Annotated in this window: 15 protein-coding genes and 1 tRNA gene; 8 read left to right on the top strand and 8 right to left on the bottom strand. The window is 47.2% G+C overall.

Annotated elements, in window-relative coordinates; translation table 11 throughout:
* Positions 1 to 76: 76 nt before the first annotated feature.
* Positions 77 to 1,246 carry a pyridoxal phosphate-dependent aminotransferase gene (locus QT979_RS14145; protein WP_333310695.1) on the top strand — a complete coding sequence of 390 codons (1,170 nt, stop codon included), beginning with the start codon at positions 77 to 79 and terminating at the stop codon, positions 1,244 to 1,246.
* Between the two features lie 16 nt (positions 1,247 to 1,262).
* Positions 1,263 to 3,176 (top strand): aminopeptidase P family protein, encoded by a 1,914-nt coding sequence (locus QT979_RS14140; protein WP_333310647.1) that lies wholly within the window; start codon positions 1,263 to 1,265, stop codon positions 3,174 to 3,176.
* Here QT979_RS14140 and QT979_RS14135 read toward each other — a convergent pair.
* The 4 genes from QT979_RS14135 to QT979_RS14120 form a co-directional block, all read right to left on the bottom strand.
* On the bottom strand, positions 3,166 to 3,417 hold the full coding sequence (locus QT979_RS14135; protein ID WP_333103119.1) for a hypothetical protein: 252 nt from the start codon (positions 3,415 to 3,417) through the stop codon (positions 3,166 to 3,168). The two genes, QT979_RS14140 and QT979_RS14135, sit on opposite strands and share 11 nt — an antisense overlap.
* On the bottom strand, positions 3,417 to 3,617 hold the full coding sequence (locus QT979_RS14130) for a hypothetical protein (protein ID WP_333161670.1): 201 nt from the start codon (positions 3,615 to 3,617) through the stop codon (positions 3,417 to 3,419). The genes QT979_RS14135 and QT979_RS14130 overlap by 1 nt, the downstream gene beginning before the upstream one ends.
* Positions 3,618 to 3,671: 54 nt before the next feature.
* Positions 3,672 to 3,744, bottom strand: a tRNA-Thr gene (locus tag QT979_RS14125).
* Between the two features lie 139 nt (positions 3,745 to 3,883).
* Entirely contained in the window at positions 3,884 to 6,040 is a 2,157-nt protein-coding gene (locus QT979_RS14120) for a WD40 domain-containing protein (RefSeq protein WP_333310645.1), read from the bottom strand.
* 617 nt (positions 6,041 to 6,657) lie between these two features.
* On the opposite strand from QT979_RS14120, the gene QT979_RS14115 reads away from it, so the two are divergent.
* The 5 genes from QT979_RS14115 (at position 6,658) to QT979_RS14095 (ending at position 16,199) form a co-directional block, all read left to right on the top strand.
* Entirely contained in the window at positions 6,658 to 7,800 is a 1,143-nt protein-coding gene (locus QT979_RS14115) for a sulfate ABC transporter substrate-binding protein (protein ID WP_333310644.1), read from the top strand.
* Between the two features lie 104 nt (positions 7,801 to 7,904).
* Positions 7,905 to 8,765 carry a sulfate ABC transporter permease subunit CysT gene (gene cysT / locus QT979_RS14110; RefSeq protein ID WP_333310642.1) on the top strand — a complete coding sequence of 287 codons (861 nt, stop codon included), beginning with the start codon at positions 7,905 to 7,907 and terminating at the stop codon, positions 8,763 to 8,765.
* Positions 8,755 to 9,633, top strand: coding sequence for a sulfate ABC transporter permease subunit CysW (gene cysW / locus QT979_RS14105; protein WP_333210548.1), 879 nt, complete (start codon positions 8,755 to 8,757; stop codon positions 9,631 to 9,633). The genes cysT and cysW overlap by 11 nt, the downstream gene beginning before the upstream one ends.
* Before the next feature lie 186 nt (positions 9,634 to 9,819).
* Positions 9,820 to 10,179, top strand: a complete 360-nt coding sequence (locus QT979_RS14100; RefSeq protein ID WP_333210550.1) for an NIL domain-containing protein — start codon at positions 9,820 to 9,822, stop codon at positions 10,177 to 10,179.
* 707 nt (positions 10,180 to 10,886) lie between these two features.
* The gene (locus tag QT979_RS14095) at positions 10,887 to 16,199 is read left to right on the top strand and encodes a DUF4347 domain-containing protein (protein WP_333310640.1); all 5,313 of its coding nucleotides are present in this window, start codon (positions 10,887 to 10,889) and stop codon (positions 16,197 to 16,199) included.
* Positions 16,200 to 16,342: 143 nt separating this feature from the next.
* Here QT979_RS14095 and QT979_RS14090 read toward each other — a convergent pair whose 3' ends face one another.
* Entirely contained in the window at positions 16,343 to 16,723 is a 381-nt protein-coding gene (locus QT979_RS14090; RefSeq protein WP_333210554.1) for a cytochrome c, read from the bottom strand.
* A 180-nt stretch (positions 16,724 to 16,903) separates the two neighbouring features.
* Between QT979_RS14090 and petG the strand changes: the two genes are divergently transcribed.
* Positions 16,904 to 17,023: a cytochrome b6-f complex subunit V gene (gene petG / locus QT979_RS14085; RefSeq protein ID WP_006632329.1), complete on the top strand. Its 120-nt coding sequence runs from the start codon at positions 16,904 to 16,906 to the stop codon at positions 17,021 to 17,023.
* Between the two features lie 210 nt (positions 17,024 to 17,233).
* Here petG and QT979_RS14080 read toward each other — a convergent pair whose 3' ends face one another.
* From QT979_RS14080 to QT979_RS14070, 3 genes are all read right to left on the bottom strand, one after another.
* Positions 17,234 to 18,316, bottom strand: a complete 1,083-nt coding sequence (locus QT979_RS14080; protein ID WP_333310638.1) for a glycosyltransferase family 1 protein — start codon at positions 18,314 to 18,316, stop codon at positions 17,234 to 17,236.
* 91 nt (positions 18,317 to 18,407) lie between these two features.
* A complete protein-coding gene (locus QT979_RS14075; RefSeq protein ID WP_333310636.1) occupies positions 18,408 to 19,478 on the bottom strand; it encodes a glycosyltransferase family 1 protein in 1,071 nt (356 codons plus the stop codon).
* 14 nt (positions 19,479 to 19,492) lie between these two features.
* A complete protein-coding gene (locus QT979_RS14070; RefSeq protein ID WP_333310634.1) occupies positions 19,493 to 21,622 on the bottom strand; it encodes a glycosyltransferase in 2,130 nt (709 codons plus the stop codon).
* Positions 21,623 to 21,830: the final 208 nt, after the last annotated feature.

Raw genomic sequence — 21,830 nt, 5'->3', positions numbered from 1 at the left:
GCGTGCGTGAAATAGTAAATTTGCTTAAGGACGTACATTATAACTAAACCTGCCCTACAATTCCCTATAATATATGATGAAAAATCACGCGACTCGAATGCAATCGGTACAGTCGCCCATAATTCCAGTAGTTGGCGAACTGATTCGCCAAAATCCGGGAACGATATCATTAGGACAAGGCGTAGTTTACTACAATCCGCCACAAGAATCATTTGATAAAATCCCGGAATTTTTCGCAAATCCCGACAATCACAAATACAAAGCCGTGGAAGGAATTCCACAATTACAGGATGCAATCGCAGCCAAACTAAAAACCGATAACGGCATAGAAATTAATAGCAAAAACTGCATTGTTGTTACCGCCGGCAGTAACATGGGATTTACCAACGCCCTTCTCGCTATCACCTCGGCGGGAGACGAAGTTATTATCCAATCACCTTATTACTTCAACCACGAAATGGCTGCAATCATGGCAAATTGCCGACCAGTGATAGTAGAAACAGACGCCAACTATCAACTTAATATCGATGCTATAAAAAAAGCAATTACTGACAAAACGCGAGCCATAGTTACCATTTCACCAAATAATCCCACTGGTGTTGTTTATTCGGTCGAAGCACTCCGGGAAGTTAACGAAATTTGTCGCCAGCACAACATCTATCACATCAGCGATGAAGCTTACGAATATTTTACTTATAACGGCGTAAAACACTGTTCGCCCGCCGCTTTTCCCAATAGCAGCGAACATACAATTTCTCTATTTAGCCTCTCCAAAGCCTACGGTTTTGCGAGTTGGCGCATCGGGTATATGGTAATACCAGAACACTTGCTCGTTTCTGTGAGAAAGATTCAAGATACCATCTTAATTTGTCCGCCCGTAATTTCTCAGTATGCAGCCCTGGGAGCCTTGCAAGTTGGTAGAGGTTACTGCGATAATTATGTAACGGCGATCGCATCTGTGCGCCAACTCGTATTAGACGAACTCAATACCATCCAAAATTTGTGTACCATTTCCCCAGCCTGCGGAGCATTTTACTTTTTCTTGAAAGTTGATACTGAACTCGATACAATGGAATTAGTAGAAAAATTAATTCGCGAATATCGCGTAGCAGTGCTTCCCGGTACAACCTTCGGCATGGATAACGGCTGCTATTTGCGCGTTGCTTATGGTGCTTTGGAGAAATCAACCGCCACCGCAGGTATTAGGAGATTAGTTAAAGGTTTGAAGACAATTTTAAACAAGTAAAATAGGAAATTTAAAAATGGTTGCCACGAACTTGAAAGCAAATACAAATATTCAAGATACCTCCGCTGCCAAACTGGCAGACTTGCGTGATTTGATGGCAGATTACGAATTAGATTGCTATTACATCCCAGCGGTTGACGAACATTTAAATTTATCAGTTCCAGCAGCCAAGCAGCGACGAGCTTGGATGTGCGGTTTTACGGGTTCCGCTGGCGATTTGTTGGTTGACAAAGATTCCGCTTGGTTGTTTGTGGATTCCCGCTACTACGAACAAGCCGAATTACAAGTCGATACTGGAATTATTCAAATATCGAAACTCGGCTTAGAAGGAAATTTAACCTTGATTGAAACTTTAGAAAAACTGGCTGTAGAATCGGCAGAAAAATCAAGGAAAATTCGCATGGGTTTTGACCCATTTACTGTAGCGACAGAGCAATATCAAAATTGGGTAAAAAAATTTGCCACTGCGGAGATTGAACTCATACCAATCCGGGAGAATTTGACAGACAAAGTGCGATCGCAAACTCCTTGGCAAACAGCAGAGACTTTACCCGCGATTGATGCAGAGCCCATATTTAGCTTACCTGTATCCCTGACAGGAGAAACCGCGGCCGAAAAATTAGCCAGAGTCAGGGAAGCGATGCAAAAAGCCAACATCGATGTACTTCCGATTACCAACCTGAATCAAATAGCGTGGCTGTTCAATCTCCGAGGCTCGGATATTCCCCACATTCCCATTTTCATCTCCTATGCCATTGTCACAACAGATTCAGCGTTTTTGTTTACAAATCCTGAACGAATTTCCCCCGAAATCAAGCAAGAATTGCGGGCGGATGTAACTTTGCTTCCCTACGCAGACTATCCGCATACATTAGAAACTTGCGTAAATTTGCCACATAAAGTTCGGGTACTTTTAGACCCGAAACACAGCACAGCAGGCACGTACCAGTTAATATTAAACCATCAAGAAGCACAGTTTTACAACATCGAAATAGTTTTTAATGCACATCCGGTAGAAGGGATGAAAGCTCGCAAAAATCCCGTAGAAATTGAGCAGATGAAATCAGCCAATTTTAAAGCAAGTCGAGCGAAAACTTTGGCTTTAAAGTGGTTGACAGAACAGCTAGAAAATGGTAAGGTAGTGACAGAGTTTGATGTCAAAGAAAGCATCGAACATTTTTACCAAGAAGAAACAGATTTTCAGACTTTAACTTTTAGAACGATCGCCGGTGCGGGAGCCAATAGCTCGATCGTACATTACGGAACCCCCAGCCCAGAAATAACGTTAAAACCGGGGGAACTGCTGTTATTGGACTCAGGAGCGCAATATTTAGCAGGTACAACCGACGATACGAGAACAATAAGTATTGGAGAACCGACGGCGCTACAAATAGAACACTACACAACAGTCTTAATCGCGCACATCAACTGTGCAATGCAGCAATTCCCCAAAGGAACAACGGGAGCGCAATTAGATGCGATCGCCCGTGCGGTATTATGGCAAGAACAGCTAGACTACGGACACGGTACAGGGCACGGAGTCGGCGCGTTTTTAGCCGGTCACGAAGGGCCAAACGGCATCAGCAAATCTGTGCAGTATCCCCTGGAAGCGGGAATGGTAACGAGCATCGAACCGGGATATTACGAACCAGGATGGGGCGGAATTCGCATCGAAAATCTCTATGTTGTCAGGGAAATGCCATCCAAAAACGGTACCGTTTGGTACGGATTTGAATCGCTGACGTATATTCCGTTTGAGCGCAAATTAATAAATGTCGATCGACTGTCAAAGACTCAACTCGCATGGTTGAATAATTATCATGCTTCCGTAGTCGAGAAACTGGAACCCGTACTTGATGCAGCAGCAATTGAATGGTTGAAAAAAGCCTGCGCTGCGTTAGGTAAAATTGATGTTACTGTTAGCCTATAAGCCGATCGTACTCTGCGTGCGCGCCGATCCAAAACCACAAAATACCCTGCTCAATCCCTATACCCAAAGCTCGGTAGTCTTGTCCGGCTCTGACTGACCAATACTTGCCGACTTTTTTGAAATGCAGCGATGGATGAGTTGGATCGGCTTTGAGTAATTCGTAACATCGATCGGCTGAAAGCTTTACTGTTTCAGGTAAAGCGTTGTAGCATTCCCAAAATCGACGAGTCGTGTAGTGCATCAAATTTCCCGATAGCGCCCCGCCTCAAAATCTGCGATCGCCTCCTGGGCTAAATCTTCCAACTTACCGCCAGCAATATCTTGTTCTAACTGATCGTCCCAACGCCGATAATCCAACTCAAGAAACCATTCCAAAAGTTGATGAAACTTATCTGGTGGTAGATCCAGGATAGCGGCTTCAATTTGCTCGATCGTCAACATAGAGCTTATGATTTGTAGATAGTTATGTTATATCTATCAAAATTATACTAATAAAGCTGGTGACAGGATTTGAACCTGCGACAGGCTGATTACAAATCAGCTACTCTACCAACTGAGTTACACCAGCAGTGAAAATTAATATAGCAAACTTATAGTCATTAGCGCAACCCCCCCAGCCAACTTTTTTTTCAAATTCGCTCAAAACCCCTCCCCGTAAGGCCAAACCGGAATTGTCTGCCCGCTGCCCACAGCCCAGTGCCAATTAACTAATCGCAGCGCCAAATCTTAATCGTCTGATCCGCACTGCCGCTGGCGAGCAAATTGCCCGAAGGTGCGATCGCCACCGAGTACACCGTACCCGAATGTCCCTTAAGACTGGTCAACAATTCCCCGGTCTGCAAATTCCAAATATTAATCGTATTATCATCGCACCCGCTAGCCAAAGTCAAACCGTCCCCACTGATAGCAACCGACTCGCCCCGACTCACATAATTCTTCAAAATATGCAGGGCCTCATTCGTTCCTAAATTCGGTACACCCTTTCCCCTCCCAGAATTAGTATTTAAAATCCGCAACAAACTGCCCGTATGCAAATTTCGCAGCTTAATCGTATAATCATTGCTGACGCTAGCAAGAATCTGACCATCCGGCGCGATCGCCACAGAATTCACCCCAACATTCAACCCCGAAAGAGTCCGCAGCAACTTGCCGCTTTCCACATCCCAAACCTTACTCGTCGCATCCGAACTGCCACTCGCCAATATTTTACCGTCCGGGCTAAAAACCACCGCATTCACATTGTCAGAATGACCCTTCAAAGTCCGCAGCAACTCACCACTCCGCAAATTCCACAGCTTAATCGTATTATCAGCCCCGCCGCAGCTAGCAATTACCAGGCGCTTCGGGTTAATCGCCACCGAATTCACCTCCATAGAATGTCCCGGAAAAGTACACAGCAAATCGCCGTTGTGCAAATTCCAAAACTTAATTGTTTCGTCCGAACTGCCACTGACCAACATTTTTCCGTCATAGCTAATAGCAACCGAATTTACGCGATCGGAATGTCCCGTCAGAGTGCCAATTAATTCCGTTGTTTCTAAATTCCAAATCTTAATAGTTTTATCCCAACTACCGCTAGCCAAAATTTTGCCGTCAGGGCTAATCGCCAGAGAATTCACAAACGATGAATGTCCCGGCAGCGTAAATACACACCGCCATTTCTGATGTTTTAATTTATGAGCTAATTCCTTCACCCGCTTAGCTGCTGCCTCAGCTTCCTCTCTGCGTTTGAGTTCAGCCTCCTCCAAACGCTGGCGTTCCGCCCTAGCTTTCGCCTCTCGCAGCGCCAGCCGCCGCATCTCTCCCTTATAGACTATTCGCTGCTGCTCCTGAATTTCTTTAAGAGTTTCAATATAGGGTTGGGCCCAGTCTTTAGAAAACCATTCCTGAGCAAATTCAGCCTGTAATTTAAATAACTGAGGTTCGTGAGTAAAATCGATATTTAAATAATACAAATCCGCTAAAAAAGCAGCCAATAACTTGTGAATAGTCACAATTATTTGCCGAATAATCCGCAGGCTCAGCTTTTTGTCTTTCCCCTCCGCCTCCAACTGGTGATAAACCTCTTCCCAATTCCAAGGCTGCATCGCCACTAGAGAAACGCTCTGATTGATGACTCCCCAAAAACCAACATGAAAATTAACTTCATAATCGCTGATATCGCTGTACAGTATAGCTGTCGGTACGGGAGACAACACAGTCTGCAACCGCTCCACATCAATATCAGAAATGGATTTTTTGAAATAGTCTCCGTAAAACTGAACCGGGCACAAATCTCCGTGCGGGGGGTAGTGCTGGTTCAAAAAAGCTCTTAACTTAGCCGGCAGCTCGATATTCAGATTGTGGCGAAACGAATCGGGGCAATCTTGGCTAATTTTTGCGGGAGCAACTAACAGCAGCAATCGGTGCTGCTGCTGCTGCAAAATCTGTTCAGTTTCCTGCCTGCTCAAATTAGAAAACCAGTTGTCCCTGTCCCAAATTGTTTGAATTTCGCTCAGCTTAACTCGAATTGCTTCTGATTGAAACTCCCGCATTAAGTCGCGGCAAAGCCGACTAATGGCTCGCTTATCTCTTACTTCTTGTGCCTTAATTCGATTAGCCCGTTCTTCCTTTACCCTTTCTTCTGCGTCGGCGATCGCGATTAATTCTTGTTCTCTGGCCTGCTGCCGCTGCAAATATCTCATTTGTGCTTTAATCCAGCGGGGGTCTTTTTTGATTTGCTGGTTCAAAGCTGAAGAACCCGATGGCTCAATTTCTGCATAGCGTTCGCTGACAGCGTTTGCCCCCAATCTTTCTCCCAATTCAGAGGCTACAGGCTTCAACAGTTCAATTAGGGTGTCTGAGACGGGGCGGGGTAGGGACATACCAGTTAAAACTTTTTCTTAGTTTAAGGGCGATCGCGCGAGTCAATCGATTTTAGATTTTAGATTTTAGATTTTAGATTAAAGAATTGAAGCATTGACCCCACGGATAAATTCGGGGGCAAGTTTATCGGATACAGGTTTTTTATTTCTGGACGGATGAATCCGGGGGCTTGTATCCTGGATGCTTTCGCTCAGGCATATCTCGATGGGGCGGGGGATCTTGGCATGAGCCCTACATTTGGGCGATCGGTCAACGTAAGTAATTGAACAGAATTAATTACACACTGATTCTTTGCTGATTCTTTACTAGACAAGGCTTGTAGCCAAGAGTGTTGTGTAATTAATTGTGTCCTACTACTTATCTATAAGGCGAATCGTGCAGCCGCGCCAGCTTAGCACCTTAACTCAATAAGAGTATTTATACACTTTACATTTTACCCCGAATCTGAATCCAAAGCACCGACGGAAAAGACTTCAGGATATGCGATCGACCCTGAGTTTCCCCAATTTGTTTTTTTTGTTGCCTTTTGACTCGCTCTTGTCTATAATCGTACTTCACAACCATAATTACGGTATTCCTACCCAATAACCGTAGTTTATCTAGAGGAACAAATATAATGAGCCCGTGGCAACGCCTAACTCAACACCTTTACTGGCCGCAACAGCGATCAGCCAGCACAAATCAATCATTTACTGCCATGAGAAGATTTGTATCGCTATTTTTAGTGGGAATAACTTTAAGTCTGGCCGTTGCATCCTGCAGCCAGGGAAGCACCAACAACCCCGCAGCCACTCCAGGCAGTGCTACCCCAGCAGCTAACAAAGGCAACGTAGAATTAACCCTAGTATCCTTCGCCGTCACCAAAGCCGCGCACGAAGCCATAATTCCCAAATTCGTAGAACAATGGCAAAAAGAAAAAGGCCAAACCGTCACTTTCAACCAAAGCTACGGCGGTTCCGGTTCCCAAACTCGCGCAGTAATTGACGGTTTAGAAGCAGACATCGTACACCTAGCCCTAGCCCTCGACACTGCAAAAATCGAAAAAGCCGGACTAATTCAACCTGGGTGGGAAAAAGAAGTTCCCAACGAAGGCATAGTCAGCAAATCCGTAGGAGCAATAGTTACCCGCGAAGGCAATCCCAAAGGCATCAAAACCTGGGAAGATTTAAGCAAAGACGGAGTAAAAGTGATTACTGCCGATCCCAAAACATCAGGCGTTGCCCGTTGGAATTTCCTCGCACTTTGGGGCTCGGTTGTTAAAACCGGAGGAGACGAAACGAAAGCATTAGACTTTACTAGCAAAGTCTACAAAAACGTCCCGATTCTGACTAAAGACGCCCGCGAAGCCACCGACGTATTTTTCAAACAAGGCCAAGGCGATGCCTTAATTAACTACGAAAACGAGATTATTCTGGCTGGTGAGAAAGGCGAAAAACCAACTTATACTATTCCAGAAGTCAATGTTTCGATCGATAATCCGATTGCCATTGTCGATAAAAACGTTGATAAACACGGGACTCGCGAAGTCGCCGAAGCATTTGTCAAATTTCTGTACACCCCGGAAGCTCAGCGAGAATTTGCTAAAGCAGGCTTCCGCCCAGTAGATGCGACAGTAGCGGCGGAACCGGAATTTGCCCAAAAATATCCCCCCATCAAAACCCTCTTTACAGCTCAAGACTTAGGAGGTTGGGGAGATATTCAGCAGAAATTCTTCGATGACGGAGCTGTTTTTGACAAAATCCAAGGTTCAATTAGATAGTAGTGGCCGGGGCGGGTTTACGAGATGATTGGTTTTAGGCAATTATTTTTGGTAAAACCCGCCCCGGAGCGCAATTATTCTTTCCAACTCAAAACTATTGACTTATGGCTGAATCATCTGCAATCAGTAACCCTCAATCTCCGATCGAAAATATCAAAAGGGCGATCGGCAAAATCACATTACCTTGGGGAATCACCCTAGGCTACCTCAGCTTAATGCTATTGCTCCCAGTTGCAGCAATGCTGCTGAAAGCCAGCACAGCCAACCCCGCCGAATTTTGGGCAATTGCCACCAGTCCGATCGCCCTTTCCGCCTACGATGTCACCTTCTTTACGGCATTAATTGCGGCATTAATTAACGGAGTATTCGGCACATTAATTGCCTGGGTATTAGTCCGCTACGACTTTCCCTTAAAACGGATTGTCGATGCAATCGTCGATTTGCCTTTTGCACTGCCCACCTCGGTCGCAGGTTTAACTCTCGCCACTGTTTACAGCGATAACGGCTGGATTGGTTCGCTTTTTGCACCTTTGGGAATCAAGATATCGTTTACTCGATTGGGCGTAGGTATAGCGATGATATTTATTTCTTTGCCATTTATCGTTAGAACCGTACAGCCAGTTTTAAACGAAATGGAAAAAGATATCGAAGAAGCAGCTTGGTGCTTAGGGGCTTCTCAATTTGAAACCTTCTGGCGAGTAGTTTTGCCGCCACTATTTCCGTCTATTTTGACCGGAGTAGCACTTGGCTTTTCGCGAGCGGTTGGCGAGTACGGATCTACTGTAATTGTAGCTTCTAACATACCGTTCAAAGATTTGATCGCGCCAGTTTTAATTTTCCAAAGGTTGGAACAGTACGACTATGCAGGAGCAACAGTTATTGGCACTTTCATGTTAGCTATTTCCCTGGCAATGCTGTTCGCCATAAATCTATTACAAGCATGGAGAAGACGCTATGACGGCTAATATCAATTCACCCGCTGGTTACAAATTTCCGCCCAGTGGTTCTAGCCGGAGTCAGGAAAAAGCTTGGGTAAAACCAACTTTGATCGGAATTGCGATCGGCTATCTCGCTCTGGTCTTATTTATCCCCACTCTCAACGTTTTTTATCAAGCTTTCAGAAAGGGATTTGAGCCATTTTTGTCTAACTTAACTTCGCCGGATTTTCTGCACGCAGCGCAACTTACCCTGGTAATTTCTCTGATAGTTGTGCCTATAAATACAGTATTCGGTTTGTGTGCAGCCTGGGTAATTGGTCGCAATAAATTTCGGGGCCGCACGCTATTAATCAGCCTTTTAGACGTGCCTTTTGCCATCTCTCCCGTAGTTGCAGGTTTAATGATTGTACTGCTTTACGGTCGAGTGGGATGGTTCGGGCCATGGCTGGAGGCGGCCAATATCAGGGTTATTTTTGCCTTCCCTGGAATGGTGCTAGCTACTGCCTTTGTTACCTTGCCTTTTGTGGCGCGCGAAGTAATTCCTGTTTTGGAAGAAGTGGGAACTGATCAAGAAGAGGCGGCGAAAACTTTGGGAGCAAATGACTGGCAAATTTTCTGGAATGTCACGCTTCCGAGTATTCGCTGGGGATTGCTTTACGGAGTAATTTTGACCAATGCTAGAGCAATGGGAGAATTTGGAGCCGTCTCTGTGGTGTCGGGAAATATTGCTAAAAAAACGCAAACTTTGCCTTTGTTTGTAGAGGATGCTTACAAACAGTACGCGACGCAAGCCGCATTTTCGGCGGCGGTAGTTCTCGGTCTTTTAGCAGTTGTTACCCTCGTGCTTAAGGAGATTTTAGAACGAAAAACTAGGATCAAAGAAGTTGCAGAATAGTCATTAGTCATTAGTCATTAGTCATTAGTCATTAGGGTGCGCGCTGGGAACATCATCCCTCAAACGAGTCATTAGTAAAATGCGGCGCTATCGACAATCTGGTTGGAAGCTCGAAAATCTCACAGCGACCCATTCTACAAGATATTGGTGCAAAGTGTAAACTGAAACAAAAATTAGGAGTCCCAAATGTTAGCTAACAATACTAGCGAATCGGAATTTGAGGCGATCGGCGATTTTCACAGAACCCACGAATCAGATATTCCCCACTCTGATAGTGGTGACAGCAGACCAACTCAAACCCGCATTCGCATTCGTGTTCCTAAAGAATACCATCAGGAACCTGTGATCTCTAACCTGATTTCTGAATACGGTTTGACGGTGAATTTTAATGCCGCTTTGTTGGGTGTTAAAACTTTAGATGATGGTTGGTTTGACTTAGAACTTAACGGTACAAGTAAACAGATTGAAACGGCTCTGATTTATCTCAATGATTTAGATGTGGAAATCTGGAGCAATTCCAATCATCCCGATGAAGAAACTTGGTAATTAGTGAGCCTTGGATGCCCCAAATGGAAGAGGAGTTAATATTCTGGACGGTCACGCCAAATTTTCTTTCCTCTTCCCGACCTATTGAGTATAATAATAGTGTCCATAAATATTAGTCATGAGTCAGGATTTATCAGTCCTATCTATTTTTGTAAAATAACTGTTCTAACTTTTGTAGTGAGGAATGCCAGTCTTCATAAAACTCACAGGACTTGCATTCCTCACTACAAACAAATTTGATGGCGGTTGGTCATTAGCGAAGCCCTCGAAGAGGATCGCACATACCGATAATTAAGCAGCAAACAACTACCAAATAATACTAGCTTACAGCTAATAATCGTGACTGATGACTCTTGATTAACCAATATTGATCCTCATCAGCTAACTATTGGATTGACAATTTTTATAAAATCTGGTGTTTTCTCCATCTCAGGTGTATCAATAAACAGCGCAAGTCTTTTCCAAAATTGTTGTAACAGCCGGAACAATATCCCCCTTTAAGACTTCTCAACAATCAAACTAACTCAGTTAGGGCAGGGGAGCATAGAAAAAGGTTTTTGTCAATATTCAATTTAGGTGAAAGTTAGGGGCGATCCTCTTCGAGGGCTTCGCCAACGACTCTCATCCGCGCTGGAAAAAGATCGATCGCTGCTGCGGTTGGTTTGTGATATGAATTTGATGTGTGCGTGTACCAGGAGAATTTAAACGTGGAACTCTATAAAGAACGGAAACACCAGATAGTTTTTGCAGATTCACAAGTTAAAGATTGCGAAAGTTTAACAGAAACGGTCAATCCCGATACAGAAATTGTTATTCTGAATGCCGATCGCGACGGCATCGAGCAAATCGCCGAAACACTTAAACAGCGGCACAACATTGCAGCCGTCCACATTTTGTCTCACGGCGCAGCAGCCAGCTTGCAACTGGGAGGCACAGAGCTAAATCTGTGCAACATTGAAAGCTACCGCAATTATTTAGAAACATGGTTTGCTTTGCCAGCAGCCGAGGCAAACTCTAACTCTCCAATTACAGCTAAACCCGAAATTCTGCTTTACGGTTGCAACGTCGCCGCCACAGAAGCAGGTGTGGCTTTCGTGGAAAGGCTCAGCCAGCTCACGGGAGCAAATATTGCAGCTTCCGATAACTTGACCGGCAGTGCGGCACTGGGTGGAGACTGGGAACTCGAAGTAACTACGGGCAAAATAGAAACACCTGTGGCATTTTCTGCGGAGGCGAGGGAAGCTTACAGTGCAGTTTTAGTCGCCACATTTGCCGAACTGCAAGATGCGATAACTCTGGCTAACGCTTTGCCCAATGCAGACACGATTCCCATCACCGGCAACATCACCTTCGGGCCCGGACAGGTTCTCCCCAGGATTTCCACCCCCATCACCTTTACGGGTGGAGGTTTCACCCTCAATCTCGGCAATAACCGGGGCTTCTTCATCGACAGCGCCGGTAGCCCAGTCATATTTTCCAACCTGACAATTAGTGGCGGCATCTCTACAGGCGCTGCCGGCACAGGTGGCGGTGGTGGTGCAGCCGGCATGGGCGGCGCACTATTTATCAACAGTGGCACTGTCACAGTTAACAGCGTGACCTTTAGTGGCAACAGCGCGACGGGCGGCCCGGGCAGCGCGCCCCCCGTCGCACCCGCAGTCGCAGGCCCGGGCGGCAACACCGATTTTGCAGGTCTGTTTCCCTTCGTTTCCGCAGGTGGCCCCGGTCAAACTGGCCTCACCGGGTTGCAAAGCATCGGCGGCCCCGGCGGCACCGGCGGTACGGGCGGCAACGGTGGCGCTGGCAGCGGCGGATTGCCAGGTACCGGTCTTAACGGCGGCCCCGGCGGCGCTGGCGGTACGGGCGGCGCTGGTACCGGCGGGACTAACGGCGGCCCCGGCGGGGCTGGTGGCGCAGGCGGGGCTGGTGGCTTCGGAGGAGGTGGCGGCGGCGGCGGCGCAGGCGGGGCTGGTGGCGTCGCCGGCACTGGCACAGCAGGTGCAGCCGGCATTGGCGGGATTGGCGGCGCTGGTGGCTTCGGAGGAGGAGGAGGTGGCGGCGGTACCGGTGGCAACGGCGGCGCTGGCGGCTTCGGAGGAGGTGGTGGCAGCGGTACAGTAGGCGGACTCAGCACGACTATCGGAGGTTTTACCCCGGGCGGCACCGGCAGCCCAGCCGGTGGGGGCGGCGGTGCTGGTTTGGGAGGGGCAATTTTTGTTAATAGTGGCAGTTTGACCCTGAACAACAGCACTTTGTTCAACAACACAGCAACCGGAGGCGCGGCTGGCGGTGTGGGCGCTACACCTGGCCAGGGCGCGGGTGCGGCGATTTTTGTCAACAGCGGCGCTACTGCAACTCTGACTAACAACACCATTACTGCTAACACTGCTACTGCTACTGCCCCTGCTCTTGCTGTGGGCGGGGGCATTGCTACTAACGGCGGTACTGTGAATGTCCTCAATTCGATCGTCGCAGGTAATGTTGGCGGCGCGAATCCTGACGTGTTCGGGACCTCTTTCGCCGCCACCAGTATCAACAATTTGATCGGGAATGTTACTGGCAGCAATTTACCTGTCGCCCAGCAACTGACAGTTCCTCTAGCAAATGTCATCGCCCTTACCCCAGGATTGAACCAGGCTACAGGCGTTCCCGTGACTTATGCTTTGGCTGACAGCACTGCGACTCCTAATCCGGCGATCGATACTGGGGATGCCACGGCTGCGGCTGCTGCTGGCGCGACGGACCAGCGGGGTGCTGGCTTTCCTCGGACGATCGGCACTGCTGTTGATATCGGCGCCTACGAGTACGGCCCGATCATCACAGGGGTTAAATTCAACGACTTTAACGGGGATAGCCTGCAAGGTGCCGCGGCGACTGAACCAGGTCTTCCGGGCTGGGTGATTTCTGTAGGCACGAAGAGCGCTACTACCGCAGCCGACGGCACTTACATCATCCGCGACGTAAAAACAGATACTCCGATTACAGAAGCGCCCCCCGCTGGAACGCCTGCGACTGCTTGGGTGCAGACTCTCGGCCCGACTCCGGCAAATACGGGTATTGTTAATGTCACCGGTGCCAATTTCGGCAACTTCCAGAAAACATCGATCGCAGGCAAAACCTACACCGATCTCGCGGGCAACGGCTTCACGCCCGATGACACCGTATTAAACGGCATCACCGTTAACTTATACAAAGACACCAACAACAACAACACGCTAGAAGTCGGCACAGATACTGTTGTCGGCACTGCACAAACCACTGCAGGAGCAGGAGATTACACATTCTCGGAGATAGGCCCCGGCAATTACCTGATACAAGCCACTGCCCCAGCCAACTCCAGCATCTCTTTCCCCGCTGCCGCAATTCTCGTTAGTGCCCAAAGCGGTACTCCCGTCACCGGTCAAAACTTCGGCGTTTTCCAAAACATCACCGTTAGTGGCACCAAATTCACCGACATCACAGGCAACGGCTTCTCTGCTGACGACACCCCCCTCAACGGCACTACCGTTCGCTTGTTCAAGGATACTAACGATAACAGCACTTTAGATAGCGGTGATGCGGAAATTGCCTCTCAAGTTACCGGAACAGCGCCAGCAGCTCCTGGCACTTATACCTTTCCCAACGTCGGCTCCGGTCGGCACTTTGTGAGAGAAGACGTGCCGACTGGTTTCTCACAAACCGCCGGCCCGACTTTTTATCCAATTAACCCAGTCAGCGGCACAAACATTACGGCTCAAGACTTCGGCAACTTCCAGTTGGGCAAAATCAGCGGGATTAAATTTAACGATCTCAACAAAAATGGCATCCAAGAAGCGCCAGCAGAAGAACCCCTAGGAGGCTGGACAATCTACCTGGATGCCAACAACAACGGCGTCCAAGACGCAGTAGCCGCCGAAACAGGCACTAACGCCGCCGTCACCGATGTCGCCGGTAACTACCAGTTCACCAACTTGCCAGCCGGCACTTATACAGTGCGGGAAGTGCCACAAACAGGCTGGACGCAAACTGTACCCCCGGTCAATGCAGCCACGCCTACTCTTTCCGGCGCGTTTACGATCGCCGTCACTAGCGGTACCGACTCCCAAAATAACAACTTCGGCAACTTCAAGCCCAATAGCATCAGCGGTCTGAAGTTCAATGACCTCAACAACAACCGGGTACAAGATACCGGGGAACTAGGGCTTGCCAACTGGCAATTTTTCCTCGATACCAACGATAACGGCACTCTCGACACTGGGGAACCGAACACCCTTACCGATGCCGCAGGCACCTACAAATTCCTCGATTTGTCAGCCGGCACCTACAAGGTGCGGGAAGTCTTGCAACCTACTTGGACGCAAACTACCCCCAACCCCGATGACATCACTGTCACCAGCGGTCAAGACATCGCTAATATCAACTTCGGCAACTTCCAGTCGAGCACTATTAGCGGTCAAAAATTCAATGACCTCAACAACAACGGCCTTAAGGATGCCGGAGAATTGGGGCTAGGTAACTGGCAAATATTCCTCGACAGTATCAATCCCGATGGCATCTTTCAGCAGGGCGAACCCACTACCATCACTGATGCAGCGGGCAACTACACTCTCCGAGATATACCCGCAGGTACTTACCAGGTAAGGGAAGTCCAGCAAAATGGCTGGACGCAGACGACCCCCAACCCCGCCCCCGTTACGGTTAATCCCTCTGATAACCTCACAGGCATTGACTTCGGCAACTTCCTGCCACAACCCGGGGCGATCCGAGGTCTGAAGTTCCAAGATACCAACAACAATGCCACTCAGGATGCTGGAGAACCGGGTTTACCCAATTTCCAAATTCAGTTAACCAATGTTGTAGCTGGAACTGCTCCTGCTCCTGTTACCACTACCACAGACAACAGCGGCAACTACCTGTTCGCGAACCTAACGCCGGGAACCTACCGCGTCAGGGAAGTCAACCAACCTGGGTTCACCCAAAGCACACCCGAACCCGCCGACATCACCCTAACTTCAGGCGCTATTGTCAGCGGCATCAACTTCGGCAACTTCCCAGCGCCGACGCCGACGCCGACACCTGAACCGACTCCGACGCCGCCACTGCCACCTACACCGACGCCGACGCCTGCACCTGTAACGACGCCGACGCCTGCACCTGTAACGACGCCGACGCCTGCACCTGTAACGACGCCGACACCTGCACCTGTAACGACGCCGACGCCTGCACCTGTAACGACGCCGACACCTGCACCTGTAACGACAGATTTGGTTTGCCCTGAGAACTTCCCCAGGATCGCTACTCCCAATCAGCCCGGCACTCCTTCAGCGGGTGTGAGCAACGGCCCTAACGGCGACGATACGATCGTGGGTAGTGTCGGCAGTGACTCTATCTTCGGGTTGGGTGGCAACGATTTGATCTTTGGTCGAGGGGGCGGTGACTATATCAATGGCAATATAGCCAACGATACTATCTACGGAGGCATCGATAACGATACTCTCTTTGGTGGCAAAGGGTTTGACCTGATTTTTGGCGATCGCGGTAACGATACGATTTATGGCAATCGTGGCAACGACTCTCTTTCTGGCGACGAAGGCAATGACATATTGTACGGGGGCAAAGCCGATGACGTAATTTTGGGAGGCGCGGGCGACGACGTGCTATTTGGCGATCAAGGCAATGACACTCTCTGCGGCGGCGAGGGTAACAATACCTTAATTGGCGGCAGCGGCGATGATTTGCTTTTTGCTGACACCGGCGATGACTTGCTCTTTGGCGGCATTGGCAGCGATACCCTCGTCGGCGGCAGTGGCAGTAATGGCTTTGTCTTGTCAGCGGGCGGAGGAATTGACACGATTTTCAACTTCACCGCAGGAGTTGATTTGATCGGGTTGGTGGGAGGCTTGGACTTCAATCAACTGTCATTGACCGAAACTAATGGCTCGACGGCGATCGGAATCGCCAACAGCGACCAGATTTTGGCTATACTGAGGGGCGTACAGCCGAGCCAGTTATCGGCTCAGAGTTTTAACTTGCTGGTTTAGTCCCCACATAAAACTCGGCAGTTGCAACCGATCCTACAATTGCCTCTCGTCCCAACAGAGGGACTACCCGAAAGCAGAGCCTCGAAGCATGGGTTTCGAGGCTCTGCCAAAGAAGGGGAACGAATTCCGTTCCCCTTCTTTTGTCAAATTTGTTCGAGATACTTCAGCAAGTCGGCCATTTCTTGCGGACTCGGTTGAAACTGGGGCATTGGTGGGGTTTGCCCGCTGGTGACTTGCCGGATCAGATCGAATTCAGATTTGCGCTCGGACACTCCGTGCAAGTTGGGCCCGACTTGAGTGTCTGAAACGGATATGTGACACCCCGCACAGTTCATTTGAAAGATGGCGGAACCCTGAAACGGGTTGCCCGTGAGGGATAATACGCTTTTTACGTAAGGATCGGCGACTTGAAATTGACGTATTGTGATAATTGCCAACATGATGGCAAGCAACACCGCTAGCACAAATATGGCAAGTCGCTCGATCGGGTTTTTAATTTCATTCCTGGCAAGTTGGTTATTCAAAGGAGTTCAATTAAAAATAGTATCTACAAGAAAATTTATTTCTCATAACATAGCTTAATCGTTCGCAGCGGGGAGAGCAAGATCTAATACTCCCGGAAGGGGGTTTTTCGGAAAATTCATCTGTGTAAGTGCTGGTAATATTAAAAATAGGTTGTTAAATCTTAACGTTGAGGAGCTCTCATGGTAGAACCGCTACTTTCAGGTATTGTTCTGGGTCTAATCTTTGTTACTCTGGCGGGGCTGTTTTTTGCTGCTTATCAGCAGTACAAGCGCGGCGATCAGTTGGGTATCAATAAGTAAAAGGGGTCTACAGTCCCTAACTCAGGCTGTCAGGGGGAGGGGGAATTGGGAATTGGGAATTGGGAATTGGGCATGGCGCATGGGGCATTGGTCATTAAATCGGCCTACTGACTTCTTCCCTTTTCCCTCTTCCCTCTTCCCTCTTCCTTCTTCTCGACATCCGTTACATCCGTTACATCCGTTACCGAATCCGTTGCCGAACTTCCTTCGTTAAAGATATCGATCGAGAATAGCAGCAGTTTCCAAACCGGTTTTTTCCCAGCTAAATTGTTTTGCTCTGGCCAAACCGAGCTCCCGCAAGTGCGATCGAACTTTGGCATCGACTGCCAGCTCTTGCATAGCAGAGGCAATTTCCTCGACGCTGTAGGGATTGATTAATGCTGCTGCACCCCCCGCCACTTCGGGCATTGAAGATAGGTTAGAGGTGATGACAGGAGTGCCACAGGCCATTCCTTCAAGCACGGGGAGACCGAATCCTTCCCAAAGACTGGGGAAAACCAGGGCGATCGCTTGGTTGATAACTTTGGGCAAGTCGGTTGCGGGGAGGTAATCTAGGAATTTTACTCGATCGACCAATCCCAATTCTTGAACCTGTGCCTTCAGCAGCGGCGTATAGCGTTTGTCTTCCGAACCTGCTATCCACAATTCGTATTCGGAATTATGATGCAAAGCAGCAAAGGCTGCTACAACTCGCTGCACGTTTTTATAAGGATTGTGGCGACCGATATAAAGAAAATAATTGCTTGTTGGCAAGTCTAAAAAACGGAAAAAACTGGTATCATATCCGGGGAAAATTGGCGTAATTAAATTAGTAGGAATATTGCAAAAATTATTGATATCTTTAGCAGTTGCTTCCGAGTCGCAAATGATGTGTTCAGCCTGCCGCAGCACTTGGGGAATGTAATAGCGGTGGTAAGGTGTCAGAGGATCGAAGCGGCGGGGAAATCGCAGCGCTATCAAGTCATGTACTGTAATTATATAGCGGCAACCTGCAAATAGAGGAGCTTCGGGAATTGGGGAAAATAACAGGTTAGATTTTAGCTGTTTGTAAATTTTGGGGAGTTGGGTTTGTGTCCACAGCAATCGGTTGATGTGTCCTTTGGTTCCTTGTTCTGGTGTTAGGTTGGCGGGGATTTGGTAGCAGTTGTTATTGGGAAATTTTTCGGCTGTTAGTAAGGTTGGGTTGAGGGATTTTAGGTGGGGAAATAGGTTTTTGGCGTAGATGGCTAAGCCGGTTGGTTTGGAAATTAGGAAGGAGAGGTTGATGAGCAGGTTGGATTGGGGATTGGGCATGGGATAATATGTAGAGTGCGGTTTTTGGGTGGGATTTTTTTTATTTAACCGCAGAGGGCGCAGAGGGCGCAGAGAGGAAGAGAGGGAAGATTTAAAGGTATTGTTGTAAGATGTTGGCGGTTGCTTTTCCGGTTTTGTGCCAACTAAACTGAGATGTTCTGGCTAAACTAGCAGTTTTTAAGTTCGATCGCACTTTTGAATCTGTTGCTAGTGTTTGCATGGCTTCGGCTATTTCTCCGACGCTGTAAGGATTGACTAATAATGCGGCATCTCCGGCTACTTCTGGCATTGATGACAGGTTGGATGTGATGACGGGTGTGCCGCAAGCCATTGCTTCTAAAATTGGTAAGCCGAATCCTTCCCACAGTGTAGGAAAAACTAGGGCGATCGCCTGATTCATCAATACGGGCAATTGAGAATAGGGAACGTAACCGAGAAACTTTACCAAAGATTGTAAACCTAATTGTTCCACTTGTGCTGTCAACTGAGGTGTGTAGGCATTGGGAGGCCCTGCTAGCCACAATTCGTAGTTTGTGCGATCGGGCAAACTCGCAAATGCAGCAATTAATCTCTCCAAGTTTTTGTAAGGATCGTGTCTACCCGTATAAAGAAAATAATTTTTGGTTGGCAAGTCGAGATATCTAAAATTAATATTATCGCAAGCTAGGGGAATGGCGGTCATCTTTTTAGGAAGAATTTGGAAAAAGTTAGTAACATCTGCCGCTGTTGCTTGAGAATCGCAAATAATGTGTTCTGCTTGCCGCAAAACCTGCGGTATGTAGTAGCGAAAATAAGCTGTTAATCGAGAAAACCGTCGGGGAAATCGCAAAGGAATTAAATCGTGAACTGTGACAATGTAGCGACAGCCGGAATACAAAGGTGCTTCGGGAATAGGGGAAAATATCAGGCTTGACTGCAATTTTTTGTAAATTTTAGGTAAGTCAAATTGAGTCCACAGCAGCCTGTTAATTTGTCCTTTCGGGCCGCGATTCGGTGTCAGACTTTCGGGAATTTGGTGGCAAGTATAATGGTTAATTTGCTGGGAAGTCAGTAATGTTGGTTTTAGCTTTTGCAGTTGCGGGAAAAGATTAGCTGCATAAGTTCCGATTCCCGTTGGTTCAGGACTTAAGAAGGATAAATTGATTAAAAGTGGGTTAGACACGCTTGAATTAGCCTTTAAGTTCGATCGAGCATTTGAGCTATATCGGCAGGATTTGGCAGCCGAATTGTAGCATACTCTTGATGAATAATATCAAAAAAACTATTGACTTTTTTTTCAAAATGTGAAAGTCTAAAGTTCTGACTGCGTTGCTGTGCACCAGCTTGAAGTTCTGCTAGCAAATCAGGATTAACAATTAGTTGATGTGAATGCTGACAAAGTTCCTCAATGGTATTGAACACAAAGCCCGATCGCCCATGTTCCACAATTTCCGGTTGGCCACCGCCGTTGAAAACAATCGGAGCACAACTGTTGTGCATTGCTTCCACAGTCGCCATCCCGAAATGCTCAAATCTTTGAGGATTGACTTCACCCAAACCGCAGCCGTGCCAAAATATGCTTGCTCTAGCATAAAGCGATTTTACCTCATCGAAGTCAACATTGACTTTTAGCTCGATCGCCCTTGAATCTTGCTTCAATAAATTCTGAACAGTCTTTAAATAAGGATTTTTTGGAATGCTGCTGCCAACCAAAATTAGTCGCCATCCTTGAAAATCTTCGGGATAATCTGCTAGCAAACTACGGAAAGCTTTAATTAGTTCAATTTGCTTTTTTGTTCCCCCAGCTTCAAACTGTCCCACAGCTAAAATGATGTTTTCTTTCGGCACTTTAACTGTTGCCATTTCCACGGGCGGATAAAGCAGAAAAGTGGGCTGTAGGTTCCAGCGTTTCTCCAACCACTTGACGGTAAACTGACTGTTGGCAATAATGAAAGTGTAATCATCAACAGCAAAGTGACGGTTGCGGAAGGTATTGGGAAAGTGGCAGAAAAATACTGAGATCGGCGACAGTGGTTTTACTTTTTCCAGTTGGTTCGCGTTGATGAAAATATCGTAGTTTTTGCTTTCTCTGGCAATTTCATCAAAGGGATTTTCCATATCTTCCACGATGATGCTGGAATCGATACACTGCATTCCGCGTTTCTCGTAAAACGCCAAGGGCATAATTTTAATTTTGCATCCTGAAAGGTTGAGTCCGTACCACGATTCTAAGTCGGAAACAGCAACTGGTTTGTTGGCGATAAAAGTAATGTCAAATTCATTTTGTAGCAGCGAGGCGAGGGTAGCCACGTATTTTTGACCGCCACCAATAAAATGCAGTCCGTGATCGTAAATGGCGATCGACATTTTGCGATCGCCCCGAACCACCTGCAATCGAGACAAAATGCGATCGATCTTCAGGCGACTGTAAATCACCGCCAACTTTTCCGACAACTGTGGCAATACTGTTTCGATGATTTCTGGTTTCTGATAATCTAGCAGTTTTTTAATCGCTACAAATAAACTCTCGAACAGCAAATCGTACTGCTTGTTAGTAAAAAAATCCGAAGTATGAATTCCTTTGACTAATTGCAACGGTTCATGTTTTGCCAAATACAAAAACCGATTGCGGTTGCAGAAATACTCGGTAAGTTTGCTGCCTTTACTCGAACCCCGATACTCGTGATGGGCGATGGCGGCGGGAGTATAAAGCATTTTCCAACCGCGTTTGTGGCAGCGTTTGGCAAACTCTACATCCTCAAAATACATCACAAAATCTTCATCTATTGGCCCGACATCTTCCAGACATTCCCTGCGGAAAAGCACCGCCGCCCAACAAAGCCCTTCGACTTCCCGTTCTGTATCGTACTGTCCCGCATCTTTTTCGCCAAAGCCGACATCTTGCCAATAAAAATTAGGTAATTGCTGAATGCCAGCGCTGTTAATTCGCCCGTCTTTAAACAGCAATTTGCCGCTAGTCGCACCTACTTCTTTATTAGTTTCTAGCCGTTTTACAAGAATCTCTAACCAGCGACTGTCAAGGGTAGCATCGTTATTTAGAAAGCCGATATATTGCCCTTTTGCTTCGCTGATGCCGAGGTTGAGGGCTTTAGCAAAGTTGTTGGCGGAGTTGACAAAAATCCGAACTTTGGGAAATAGTTCGCGCAGGGAATTAACGGAATCGTCTTGAGAACAATTATCAATTACAATTAAATCGAGTTGCGATTCGGGATACGCAAGTTTTTGTAGAGATTTTAAGCAATCTTTCGTGTGGCGCAGACCGTTATAGTTGACTATAATTAACGAACATATGGGCAGTGCAGTCATTCGATTTTAGATTTTAGATTTTAGATTTTAGATTGAGGAATTGAAGGATTGAAGAATTTTCTATTTTCGATTTGGGATTGAAGAATTGAAAATTAGAAAATTTTTCGCTTGAAAATTAGAAACATTGAGGAATTTTAGATTTTAGATTTTAGATTTTAGATTGAGGAATTGAAGGATTGAAGAATTTTCTATTTTCGATTTGGGATTG

This window comes from Microcoleus sp. w2-18bC1 (assembly GCF_036700365.1).
In the GTDB taxonomy this organism is placed as follows: Bacteria; Cyanobacteriota; Cyanobacteriia; order Cyanobacteriales; family Microcoleaceae; genus Microcoleus.
This window is presented reverse-complemented; position numbering and strand designations above follow the sequence as displayed.